The organism is Pseudomonas sp. Leaf59 (assembly GCF_920984685.1).
Classification (GTDB): Bacteria; Pseudomonadota; Gammaproteobacteria; order Pseudomonadales; family Pseudomonadaceae; genus Aquipseudomonas.
Map to the genome: position 1 here is coordinate 83,337 of NZ_CAKLBR010000012.1, position 11,915 is coordinate 95,251.

Annotated in this window: 11 protein-coding genes; 3 read left to right on the forward strand and 8 right to left on the reverse strand. The window is 62.8% G+C overall.

The window, feature by feature from the left end; translation table 11 throughout:
• The first annotated feature begins 40 nt into the window (after positions 1 to 40).
• On the forward strand, positions 41 to 919 hold the full coding sequence (locus tag LUB09_RS14675; protein ID WP_209984066.1) for a 5-oxoprolinase subunit B family protein: 879 nt from the start codon (positions 41 to 43) through the stop codon (positions 917 to 919).
• A complete protein-coding gene (locus LUB09_RS14680; protein ID WP_231422902.1) occupies positions 916 to 1,890 on the forward strand; it encodes a biotin-dependent carboxyltransferase family protein in 975 nt (324 codons plus the stop codon). The genes LUB09_RS14675 and LUB09_RS14680 overlap by 4 nt, the downstream gene beginning before the upstream one ends.
• Positions 1,891 to 2,013: 123 nt before the next feature.
• Here LUB09_RS14680 and LUB09_RS14685 read toward each other — a convergent pair whose 3' ends face one another.
• The 7 genes from LUB09_RS14685 to LUB09_RS14715 form a co-directional block, all read right to left on the reverse strand.
• The gene (locus LUB09_RS14685) at positions 2,014 to 3,630 is read right to left on the reverse strand and encodes an inorganic phosphate transporter (RefSeq protein ID WP_209984062.1); all 1,617 of its coding nucleotides are present in this window, start codon (positions 3,628 to 3,630) and stop codon (positions 2,014 to 2,016) included.
• A gap of 231 nt (positions 3,631 to 3,861) precedes the next feature.
• Entirely contained in the window at positions 3,862 to 4,884 is a 1,023-nt protein-coding gene (locus LUB09_RS14690) for a transporter (protein ID WP_231422903.1), read from the reverse strand.
• Positions 4,885 to 4,984: 100 nt separating this feature from the next.
• Positions 4,985 to 6,157, reverse strand: coding sequence for a GAF domain-containing sensor histidine kinase (locus LUB09_RS14695; RefSeq protein WP_231422904.1), 1,173 nt, complete (start codon positions 6,155 to 6,157; stop codon positions 4,985 to 4,987).
• A gap of 169 nt (positions 6,158 to 6,326) precedes the next feature.
• The gene (locus LUB09_RS14700; protein ID WP_209984059.1) at positions 6,327 to 6,641 is read right to left on the reverse strand and encodes a PepSY domain-containing protein; all 315 of its coding nucleotides are present in this window, start codon (positions 6,639 to 6,641) and stop codon (positions 6,327 to 6,329) included.
• A gap of 89 nt (positions 6,642 to 6,730) precedes the next feature.
• Positions 6,731 to 7,858 (reverse strand): glycerophosphodiester phosphodiesterase family protein, encoded by a 1,128-nt coding sequence (locus LUB09_RS14705; protein WP_209984056.1) that lies wholly within the window; start codon positions 7,856 to 7,858, stop codon positions 6,731 to 6,733.
• A gap of 179 nt (positions 7,859 to 8,037) precedes the next feature.
• Positions 8,038 to 8,358 (reverse strand): antibiotic biosynthesis monooxygenase family protein, encoded by a 321-nt coding sequence (locus LUB09_RS14710; RefSeq protein WP_209984054.1) that lies wholly within the window; start codon positions 8,356 to 8,358, stop codon positions 8,038 to 8,040.
• The gene (locus tag LUB09_RS14715) at positions 8,355 to 9,062 is read right to left on the reverse strand and encodes a CTP synthase C-terminal region-related (seleno)protein (RefSeq protein ID WP_231422905.1); all 708 of its coding nucleotides are present in this window, start codon (positions 9,060 to 9,062) and stop codon (positions 8,355 to 8,357) included. The genes LUB09_RS14710 and LUB09_RS14715 overlap by 4 nt, the downstream gene beginning before the upstream one ends.
• 80 nt (positions 9,063 to 9,142) lie before the next feature.
• Here LUB09_RS14715 and LUB09_RS14720 point away from each other — a divergent pair, with 80 nt between their 5' ends.
• On the forward strand, positions 9,143 to 10,030 hold the full coding sequence (locus LUB09_RS14720; RefSeq protein ID WP_231422906.1) for a LysR family transcriptional regulator: 888 nt from the start codon (positions 9,143 to 9,145) through the stop codon (positions 10,028 to 10,030).
• A gap of 349 nt (positions 10,031 to 10,379) precedes the next feature.
• On the opposite strand, the gene LUB09_RS14725 is transcribed toward LUB09_RS14720, so the two are convergent.
• Positions 10,380 to 11,699 (reverse strand): methyl-accepting chemotaxis protein, encoded by a 1,320-nt coding sequence (locus tag LUB09_RS14725; protein WP_231422907.1) that lies wholly within the window; start codon positions 11,697 to 11,699, stop codon positions 10,380 to 10,382.
• Positions 11,700 to 11,915 lie beyond the last annotated feature (216 nt).

Here is an 11,915-nt window from a genome sequence, read left to right on the forward strand (position 1 = left end):
TTTTGCCTGCCTTTCTACAATGATTCCAAGAGGAACAGACATGGCTGAAACGTCCCCCATCCGCTACAGCTTCGGTGCTGACGAACACCTGTTCGCCGAGGTCAGCGACAGCATGTCCCTGGAGGCCTTCTTCACAGGCATGGCGGTGACCCGCGCGGTGGAGCGTCTGGCGCTGGAAGGCGTGCTGGATATCTGCCTGGCCAACGCCTCGTTCCAGATCCGCTTCGATCCCGACCGCATCGCGCCCCACGTGTTGCTCGACGCCGTGCAAAGCGCCGAGGCCCAGGCCGTGGCCGAGCGCACCCTGCACACGCGCATCATCGAAATTCCGGTGCTCTACAACGACCCCTGGACCCATGAAACCCTGATGCGTTTTCGCGACCGTCATCAGGACCCCAGCGGCACTGACCTGGAATACGCCGCGCGCATCAACGGCCTGGCCGATGTGGACGCGTTCATCCACGCCCACAGCGGTGCGCCGTGGTTTGTGTCGATGGTCGGGTTTGTGGCGGGCTTGCCGTTCATGTTTCAGATGGTCGAGCGCGCGCGGCAGTTGCAGGTGCCCAAGTACCTGCGCCCGCGCACCGACACGCCCAAACTGACCCTGGGCCATGGCGGCTGTTTCGGCTGCATCTACTCGGTGCGCGGCGCCGGCGGTTATCAGATGTTTGGGGTGACCCCGGCACCGATCTACGACCCGGCGCAGCAGTTGGCTTACCTCAAGGAGCACATGGTGTTCTTCCGGCCTGGCGACATCGTGCAGTTCAAGCCGATTGACCGTGCTGCCTATGACCTGGCGGTGGCTGAGGTGGACGCCGGGCGCTTCGATCTGCGCATCCGCCCCGTGGAATTTTCCCTCGACGCGTTTCTCGCCGACCCCGTCGGCTACCCGAAAACCCTGCAGGAGGCGCTGGCATGATCAAGGTGCTCAAACCTGGCCTGGCCACCTCCGTGCAGGACCTGGGCCGCGAAGGTTATTACCACCTGGGCATCCCGCCTTCGGGTGCGCTGGACCAATACGCGCTGAGCGCGGCCAACCACCTGGTGGGCAACCCGCTGGGGGCGGCGGGGCTGGAATGCACCTTGATCGGCCCTGAGCTTGAGTTTACGCAGGACGCGTTGGTGGCACTCAGCGGCGCATTGATGTCACCGCGCCTGGACGGCGAGGTGGTGCACCAGGACACCGCCTTTGCGGTGCGCGCCGGCCAGGTACTGCGCTTCACGTTTCCCGTGGCCGGCGCACGCACATACCTGGCCGTGGCGGGCGGCATTGATGTGCCGCTGGTGCTCGGCAGTCGCTCCACTTATACCCTGGGCGCGCTGGGCGGTTTCCATGGCCGGCGTCTGCAGGAGGGCGATGTGTTGCCGGTCGGCGAAGCCAGCGGCGCCGGCAGTGTCGGCAACAGTCTGCCGATGGCCTTGCGCCGTTCGGTGGGCGGCGACATAACCCTGCGAGTGGTGCCGGGGCTGTATTACGAGCGCTTGACCACGGGCGCGAAAAGCAGCTTTTTTGCCGAACCCTGGACGGTGGGCTCCGAGGCCGACCGCATCGGCTATCGCTTCAAGGGCGGCAGCGCGTTGAGCTTTCAGCCACGGGAGCAGCCATTTGGCGCCGGCTCCGATCCGTCGAACATTGTCGACAGCTGCTACCCGATCGGCTCGATCCAGGTACCGGCGGGTCTGGAGCCGATCGTGCTGCACCGCGACGCGGTATCGGGCGGTGGCTACGCCATGATCGGCACCGTGATCAGTGCCGACCTGGATTTGATCGGACAGATGCAGCCGAACCAGCGGGCGGGGTTTGTGGCGGTCAGCCTGGAAGAGGCGCTGGAGGCGCGGCGCGTCTACAAGAAGCGCCTCAACATAATGGCCGGGTTATTCACGTCCTGAGAAACACAGAAAACCCCTGTGGGAGGGGGCTTGCTCCCGATAGCGGTGGGTCAGCCAATTTTCAGGTAGCTGACCTGCCGCCATCGGGAGCAAGCCCCCTCCCACATTTTGAACAGTGTCCGGTCAGAACAGTTGGGTGAACAGCCAGTACAGGCTGCCCGACAGCAGAATCGCCGCCGGCAAGGTCAGCACCCATGCCATCAGCAGGTTACGGATGGTGCGCATCTGCAACCCCCCGCCATTGGCCACCATCGTGCCCGCCACGCCCGATGACAGCACGTGGGTGGTCGACACCGGCAATCCATACATATCCGCCGCGCCGATGGTCAGCATCGCGACCATTTCCGCCGATGCGCCCTGGGCGTAAGTCAGGTGGGTCTTGCCGATCTTCTCGCCCACCGTCACCACGATGCGCTTCCAGCCAACCATGGTGCCCAGCCCCAATGCGATGGCCACGGCGATTTTCACCCACAGCGGAATAAAGCGCGTGGAGTTGTCGAGTTGCTGTTTGAACAGTTGCAGCTTGTCCTGGGTGTCGGCGTCGAAGTTGCCGACCTTGCCCTTGTCCATCAGGCGAATGGTTTCGCTGGTCAGGTACATGTCGTTACGCACGTTGCCTACCGCTTCGGCTGGGACTTTGGCGAGGGAGCCGTAGCCTTTTACTTCGTCACCGATGTGGCCGGTGAGGGCGGCCAGCGCCGGCACCAGGTCCGCCGTGGGCTCCTTGGTGCGCACGTAGGTGGAGAGGACCGGGCGCGGGTCACCGAGCAATGGCTGCGGTGCGCTTTTCACCAGCGCCACCTGGGTCACCTCGGCCACCGCCGCGAACTGCAACGACTGCTCGGCGGGCATGGCGCGGTTGAGGGCATAGGCCATCGGCAGGGTGCCGACGAGGATCAACATAATCAGGCCCATGCCTTTTTGCCCGTCGTTGGAGCCGTGGGCAAACGACACGCCGGTGCAGGTGACGATCAGCATGCCGCGGATCCACCACGGCGGCGGGGCGTCGCCCTTGGGCGCCTTGTACAGCGCGCGATTCTTGACGAAGGCGCGCAGGGCCAGCAACAGCAGCGCGGCAAAGCCGAAGCCGATCAGTGGCGAAAGCAGCAGCGCATAACCGATCTTGATCGCCTGGCCCCAATCCACGCCGCTGGTGCCGTCACGCCCGTGCATCAAGGCATTCGCCACGCCGACGCCGATGATCGAGCCAATCAGGGTGTGGGATGAGGAGGCCGGCAAACCCAGCCACCAGGTGCCGAGGTTCCACAGGATGGCCGCGATCAGCAGGGCGAAGATCATCGCAAAACCGGCCGAGGAGCCCACCTGCAGAATCAGCTCGACCGGCAGCAGGGCGATGATGCCGAATGCCACCGCGCCGCTGGAAAGCAACACGCCGAGAAAGTTGAAGAACCCCGACCACACCACCGCAAAGTGCGGCGGCAGCGAGTTGGTGTAAATCACGGTTGCGACCGCGTTGGCGGTGTCGTGGAAGCCGTTGACGAACTCGAAACCCAGCGCGATCAACAACGCCACACCCAGCAGCAGGAACGGCGTCCAGGTGGTGACAACCGCGCCCATTTCCTTCATGTCGTGCATCAGGCTGTAGGCGGTGAATAACAGGCCCATGGCAAGCACGGCGAAGAACATGATCACGGTGATCAGGCCGGGTTTCTTGTCCAGTCGGGGTTTGGGATCGCCGTGTGAGGCGGTGGTGGAGGCAGTCAGTGAAGGGGTGGCCATGCCGGAGCATCCTGTGTGAGGAAGGATGTCGCCCATGATCATTACAAAATGTTACAGAGATGCTGCAACAGGTCAGTGTTCACGCGAATGAAATGGCCACTTGTCCAGAACTCACCGCCAAGCCCATGTGGGAGGGGGGCTTGCTCCCGATAGCGGAGTGTCAGGCACTGATGTGTCACTGACCCACCGCTATCGGGAGCAAGCCCCCTCCCACAGTTGATTGCATTGCAATCAGTAGTCCTTGCGTTTGCGAAAGGCCCAGCGCCCGGCGATCAAGGTGAAGGTGGCCACCAGCGCCACCAGGATCCAGAAGCCTTCCGGGTCCTGGGAGAGCGGTACGCCGCCCACGTTCATGCCGAAAAAACCGGCGATGATGTTGATCGGCAACGCCAGCACCGTGACCACGGTCAGGGTGAACAGCGTGCGGTTGCTCTGCTCGTTGAGATTGGCGGCGATTTCTTCCTGCAACAGCTTGATACGTTCACCCAGGGCCGTGAGGTCGTTGATGATCAGCGCGAACTCCTCGGTGGATTTGCGCAACTCCTTCACGTCTTCCTTTTGCAGCCATTGCGGCGGGCGATTGAGCAGGCGCAGCAGCGAGCCCGGCTCCAGCGCCAGCAGGCGTTGCAGGCGCACCAGCACACGGCGCGCGGCACCGAGTTCGGCGCGGTTGGTGGCCAGTTGCGAGGACAGCAGCTGGTCTTCGATATGGTCGACGCTGATGCTGGTCTTGCGCACGATCTGCGTCAGCACTTCGCCCTGATCGCGCAGCAAATGCACCAGCAGCGCCAGCGGCGAGCGAAAGCCCTCACCGGCCTTCACCGAGGAACGCAACTTGTCCACCGAGTGCAACGGTTGCAGGCGCGCGCTCACCAGCAGACGGCTGCGGGCGCACACCCACAAGGTGGAAATGTCCGACGACACCAGGCTGCTGAAGTTGAACACCACGTCGTTGACCACCGCCAGCAAGGCCGAGTCCACATGTTCGATACGCGTGGAGCGCGAGCCTTCGTGCAGGGCTTCGAAGAACTCCTCGGGCAAATCCAGATGCGCCTGCATCCAGCGTTCGCACGCGGCGTGGGCCAGGTTCAGGTGCAGCCACAAAAACTCGTCGGGGTCGGCCTGTTGTTGCAGGGCCTGCAGGGCGGTGGCGGAGTCGATCTGTTCGCCCTTTTCACCGGGGCGAAAACGGAAACCGTAAAGCAGGCCAAACAGATCGGGATCCTGGTGGCTGTGGTCAATGCTGTGGTTCATGGAGTCTCGCAGGGAAAGCGCCTGTAGGACGTTTCACAGGTTCGCATGCGCGAATCATTGCAAGGCTGGATGACGATTTTGTGACGCTTTGAAAACTTGCTCAGCGCGTCGTCAGCATGAAGGTGAAGCACGTCCCCGAATGCTCGCAGGTCGATACCTCCAGATCCCCGCCGTGGGCGTCGGCAATCTGCTTGACGATATACAAACCCAGGCCCAGGCCTGCTTGCGGGGTGTCGGTGACGGGGCGCGCGTAGGGCTCGAACAGGCGAGGCAAGGCCTGCCGGCTGATCTGCCCGGAATTTTTTACCGAGAGCGTGAAGAGGCCATGCTCGATCTTCGCCGTGACGTCCACAGGTCCCTCAGGGCGCCCGTGATGGATGGCGTTGGCCACCAGGTTCGAGAGTAACTGCGCCAGGCGCTCGCGGTCGCCGTGGACGCCACGCAGGTCGCCGATATCGGCGCGAATCACCCGCGTGGGGTGCACGCTCTGCACTTCGGACACCACGTGTTGCAGGGCGCTCTGCAACCCTTCGCAATCGCTCAGGTGCAGCGGAATGCCGCTGCCCATGCGGCCACGGGCGAAATCCAGCACGTCTTCGACCAACTGCGCAGCACGCCGGCCGCTGGTGAGAATGTGCTGCACCAGCGGGTCGGTGGCCGCTGATGAATGCTTGCGCAGCAGGCGTTCGGCGCTGAAGTTGATGGCGAACAAGGGGTTGCGCAGGTCATGGCCCAGCACCGCGATAAATTGCTCGCGCAGTTCTGCGGTGCCACGTTCTTCGTGCAGTTGCGCTTCGGTATGTTGCAGGGCTTCTTCGGCTTCGATCTGCAGCGACAGCACCCGCGCGAACGACTCCATGGTGGATTGGATCGCGCTGCTGCGCAGGTTGGCGGGGTTGGGGTCGAGGGCGCAGATGGTGCCAAAAAAACGCCCGTCGGTGCGGAACACCGGCACCGAAATATAGCTTTCAAACTGGTAGATACGCGGCGTGTGGTGGTCGTGATAAAGCGGGTCTTCGCTGGCCTTGTCGATCACCACGGACACATGGGAGCCGCGGATCTCGTGGCAGATAGTGGTGGTCAGGTCCAGCTCGCCGCCGACCCCGAGGCCGAATTCCAGGTGGTCAAGCACGGCGCAGGCGGTCCAGGTGTCGTCGGTCACCCTGGCCACGGCAGCGAAGCGCAGGCCGGTCATGTCGCTGATGACCTGAAGCATCGCGGGCACGGCGCTGATCCGGCCAATGGTAGCGATGTCGGCAGCTTTTGGTTCCATGCAGCAGCCTCTGTGCGCAGCGTGAAGGGCGTGGTTCCCTGCCCGATGCGGGGGATTTTAACGACCTTGGGTGGCGTGAGGGTAATTTCCTTTAATAAAGTAGGAATTTTCCTGCGCCCATAAAAAAACCGCGCCACCCGAAGGTGGCGCGGTTTTTTGGGGATTCAACTCAAGTGTCTTGCTTGTTTTCCAGCACGGCACCGGTCTTGGCGTCGAGCTTCACTTCAAAGCGCTTGCCGGTGGTGTCGGTCAGGTCCACTTCGTAGACATACTGGTCAGCGAAGCCGTGTTTGGTGTCCAGCTCAGTGTCAGTGATCGAAGCGCCAGGGTGAGTTGCCACGGCTGCTGCGTTGAGCTTGTCGAAAGGCATCACGGCGCCCGACTTGAGCAGGCCATCAATGTGATCCGGACGAACATCCGCCTGAGCCAAACCGGCGGTCAGGGTCAGGGCGGTGGCAGCGAACAGGGCAGTCAAAGTTTTCATGGTGTGTCCTCTTGGGTGAACTGTTTAAGTGGCGCCAGATTAACCAGCGCAACTTAATTCATCCTTAATGGCGCACTGACACCAATGCCTCAGTATTTATAGTCGTTGAGCAGGTCCTGCACGCTGGACGACGGCCAGCGCTTGTAGAACTTCAGCAGTTCGGCCGCGCGGTTGGTGAAAATGCCGTCGACACCGGCGTTCATCACTTTTTCGAAATCCACCGGCTCATCGACGGTGTAGACGTGCACCAGCAGGCCCTTATCGTGGGTCAGTTTGTTCATTTGCGGTTTCACCAGGTCGGTGTAGCTCTGGTCACCGTGATGGGTCAGCTCGGCCGAAGGGCCGGTGCCGATGGCGCCAAGGTCCTTGGCCTGGTCGACCCATTTTTCGAACTCGGCGGCGTCTTTCGGCTCTTGCTTGGCGTAGTAGGCGGCCTTGGTCGGCTCGCCGGATTCGGCGAAGGTCTGTTTGGATTTCGGCTCGATGCTGCCTTCACCCACCCACAGCAGCAGAATCTTCGGCGTGTTCGGCATTTCCTTTTGCAACTCTTTGAGGCTCGACACCTCGAAGGTTTGCAGCACCACGCGGCCCTTGCCCTGGCCGACGCCGGTGTTGCTCTTGCCCAGCTTGGAGCCGGCGGAGCTCAGCCAGCCCTTGTCCAGCAGCTTGTTTTTGAGGTCGGCTTCGATGCCCGGGAATTGCTTGGGCTCCTTGGTCTCGATGTACAGGCCGGGTTTGTGCTGCGGGTTGCCTTCGGCGATCTTGATGATGTCGTCCAGGCTCTGGATTTTCAGGCCGACGAAGCCCGGGCGGGCGCGGTCCGGGTAAGCGGCGTTGAACCAGCTGCCGGCGTCGAGGGTTTGCAGTTCTTTCCAGGTGAACTCGTTGGCCGGCGCGTCTTTGCGCTCGGGGAACTTGGTGGCCACGTCGGTGGTGCGCTGCAGGTTATTGTCGTGCAGGGCAAACAGCACGCCGTCCTTGCTGCGCTGCAGGTCCATTTCCAGGTAGTCGGCGCCCAGGTCGCGCGCGACCTTGTAGGCCGCGGCGGTGGATTCGGGGGCATCGTAGGACGCACCACGGTGGGCGATGACGGCCGGGTAGGGGATGCCTTCGTTTGTCGCCAACTCGGCCGGGCTGATCGAGTCGGCTGCCTGCGCCTGGCCAAGACCGAGCATCAGTGCGAGCAGCAAAGCGCTCTTGGAAAACGTGACAGGCATAAGCGAAGTCCTTTCGTGGAGGTAACTTGAGAAGGCTTCCTTTTTAACAAGTGATTGTGAACGGCGCTATCACCAAACCGACATTAACGTGCGCGCGGGGTGTTTTAGGGGCTTTCTTGACCCGGTAAAGATCAAATTGTGGGGAGGGAGCAAGCCCCCTCCCCACAGAGGTGTGCATTTCAGACTGAAAAGGCGTAAGCCCTTTCGACCTTGCACACGCGCGTATGAAACGCCGAATACCAGCTGGCGCGCCCTTGCTCGCGTACCTGCGTGTGCTCGGCGTTTTGCTTCCACGCCAGAATCGCCGCTTCGCTACGCCAATACGAAACCGTAATCCCCAGCCCGTCCTCGCGCGCCGACTCCACGCCGAGGAACCCCGGTTGTTCGCGGGCCAGTTCCAGCATGCGCAGGGCTGCCTGGCCGTAACCCTGGTCCCCCTCGCTGCGCAGCGAGCTGAAGATCACCGCGTAGTAGGGCGGCGCGGGTGTGTTGGCGATCATGCCGAAAGCGCCTGGCAGGCCTTGAGCAGCGCCATCGCCAGTGGCGGCGTGGTGCCCTTGAGCGCCGCACGTTCGGGCTGGAACAGCGTGGCGACGAAGAACGGGTGGTTCAGCAGTTCGACGGCGCGCGGCTCGCCGGCGGCGTCGTGGCCGCTGGCAATCAAGTCGCCTTCCAGCAGAGCGCTTTCGAAGGCGGGGTTGATGCCGTAGCGGCAGCGGTAGCCTTCTTCGAGATCCAGCTGGCCGTAGGCATCGGCGATGCGGGTGTTGGGGACCAAACGTATGGTGTCGATCGCCTCCACCAACGCGCAGCCAAGCGGCGCGATCACCGCACGCTGGGCATCCGGCACCAGTTCACCGTGTTCGGCATCGGCCCAGCCCAGTACATGGCGGGCATATTCGAGCACAGCGTGCTGAAAACCGCCGCAGGTGCCGAGGAAAGGGCGCCGCTGTTCGCGGGCAAAACGCACCGCGCGCAAGGCGCCTTGCGTGTCGCGGTAGGGGCTGGCGGGCACGCACCAGAACCCGTCGAAACCCTGCAACAGCGCCGTGGAGGTGAGCGTGTCGGTGGCGAGCCACTTGACGTGCACCGTCAGGCCCAGGGTGTGCGCGGCCTGTTGCAGCGCGAGCGGGATCGCCTGGTGCGCGATCACATCCGGGTTGTAGTCGCCGATCAGGGCAATGTGCAGAGCGGTGGTTTTCATCAGAGGCATCCCATGGCTTGTTGTGTCCTGATGCGCACTATAGATTGGCGCTCACGCAATCAAAATTGGCGTTTTCCCACATGCTCAATGCAGCCACGCACTATCAAATCGACTACACCGACCTGTCCCTGATCCTGGCGCTGGTGCGCGGCGGCAGCCTGGCGCGGGCGGCGGCGTTGTTGCGGGTGGATGTGTCCACGGTGTTCCGCGCGGTGCGGCGGCTGGAGGCGGCACTGGGGCAAACGCTGTTTGAAAAAAGCCGCGCCGGTTACCTGCCCACCGGCCTGGCAAGCAACCTGGCGCAGCAGGCTGAACGTGCCGAGCAGGCCCTGGAAGCCGCGCGCATCGGTGTGGAGCAGGGCGGCGAGGTGATCAGCGGCACGGTACGCCTGACCTGCACCGACTCTGTGCTGCAAAGCCTGCTGTTGCCGGCACTGGCGCAGTTCATGCCGGCTTACCCGGCGCTGACGCTGGAGCTGAGCACGTCGAATGACTTTGCCAACCTCAGCCGCCGCGATGCCGACATTGCCCTGCGCCTGACCCGGACGCCGCCGCAGCACCTGGTCGGACGCAACCTGGGCAGCGTGGCGTATCGGGTGTGTGCCAGCGCCGATTATGCGCGCCGGCACGCGGGCCGCGCGTTGGCCGAGCTGGACTGGATCGCGCCGGATGATTTCCTGCCCGATCACCCCACCGTGGCCTGGCGCCGTGAACACCTGCCGGGTGTGCGCCTCAGCTACCGCTGCAACAGCATGCTCTCGGTGACCGAACTGGTGCGGGCCGGGCTTGGGGTGGCGGCCTTGCCGGACTTTTTACTGGACGCGCAACTGCAACCCCTGGGCCCTGCGCTGGCAGGGCACGATACCGCGCTATGGCTGCTGACACGCCCGGATTGCCGGGCGTTGCGTTCGGTGGTGACGCTGTTTGAGCAGTTGGCGCAGCACGTGCCCGGAGCGAGGCCCAACTGAGGTATGCGGACTCGGATGTGCAGCAATTCCCAATGTGAGAGCAAGCTCAAATGTGGGAGCGTGTTTGACGGGGCGCTTCCAGATCAAAAGCAAAAGCAAAAGCGTGGCGGCCTGAGAGCCGACCGAAATGGTCTGCCGAACGCTGTACAAAATGTGGGAGGGGGCTTGCTCCCGATGGCGTCGGCCCAGCAAACATTGATGTTGAAGACCCACCGCTTTCGCGGGCAAGTCGAATCGTCGCACCGCCGCTCCCACAGGGGAGCTGCGCTTAACTGACTGGCATTAGGGCAAGTCCCCTCCCACATTAGGCACCCTTTGGCATTGGCACCGTTTGGCGGATCAAGCAGGGTCAGTTGCTGACCCGCTCACCGGCAAACGCACTCACTGCCTGCACCGCCTCGCTGGTGCCCTGGCGAATCTGCAGGATCACCGTGCCGGCGCGGTTGGCGAGGTCCACGCCGAGGGCTGCGCGGTCGCGGGTGCCGTCCATGCTGTCGATGGCCTGGCGGGTCTCTTCCTGGATCATTGCGATCATGCCGGATATTTCCATGGTCGAACCGCTGGTGCGGGCCGCCAGTTGCCGTACTTCATCGGCCACTACCGCAAAACCGCGGCCCTGTTCGCCGGCCCGTGCCGCCTCGATGGCCGCGTTGAGGGCCAGCAGGTTGGTCTGATCCGCAATCCCGCGAATGGTGTTGACGATGGCGGTGATCTGTTGCGAACGCTCGCCCAGTTTGGCGATCAGTTGCGACGAGCCGTCGATGTCTGCGGCAATTTCGCGCATGCCACTGGCCGATTGCTGAATCACCTCGGCGCCTTGTTCCGCGATGTCGCGGGTGCTGACGGAGATGTGATACGCCTGCGCCGCACTCGCGGCGTCGGCGGCATGTTGTTGCACGCGGGCGGTGATGTCGGAAGCGAACTTCACCACCTTGCACAGGCGCCCGCTGGCGTCGTACACCGGGTTGTAGTTGGCCTCGAGCCACACGGTCTGGCCATTTTTGTCGATTCGCTCGAACTGTCCGCTGAACAGTTCGCCCTGGTTAAGACGCTTCCAGAAATCGGCATAGGCCGCGCTGTTGGCCGATTCCGGCGTGCAGAACAAGCGGTGATGCTTGCCCTGAATCTGCGCCAGGCTGTAGCCCATACGCGTAAGGAAATTCTCGTTGGCGGTGATGATGGTGCCGTCGAGGTTGAACTCGATCACCGCCATGGCGCGGCCGATGGCTTCGAGTTTGGCGTTGGCCTCGCTTTCGGCCTGCAGGCGTGGGGTCACGTCCAGGGCGTACTTCACCACTTTGATCACAGTGCCCGCTTCGTCACGCACCGGGTTGTAGCTGGCTTCCAACCACACTGACTGGCCATTGCTGCTCAGCCGCTCAACAGTGCCGGACTGAAACTGGCCATTGCGCAGTTGGGTCCACAGCTGGCTGTATTGCGCGCTGCGGGCAAATTCGGGCGTGCAGAACAGGCGGTGCGACTGGCCGATGACTTGCTCGGCGCGGTAGCCCATGGTTTGCAGAAAATTGTCATTGGCGCGCAACACGGTGCCTTGCAGGTCGAATTCGATCACGGCCATGGAGCGCTCAATGGCGTCGAGCAGGCTGGATTGCTGGGCAAGGGTGTGTTGCAGGGCGGTGATGGTTTTTTTGTAGGCGTTGAATAGCATGTGCAGTGCTCGGACAAGCAACGTCGTGAGTTATCCATGGATTGGCGCTTGCCCCGTTTGGCGCTTGGCCTACGGCGGACGTGCTCATTGTCGACTTCCTGATGCCGACAGAAGGTGGAACGGGCTTATGAGTGATCAGGCTGACAACTAGTTCGCCCCAGGGGCAGGACCTTTTTTGGGCAGGTGACCGATAGTGGCATTATGCTGTCGCCGGAG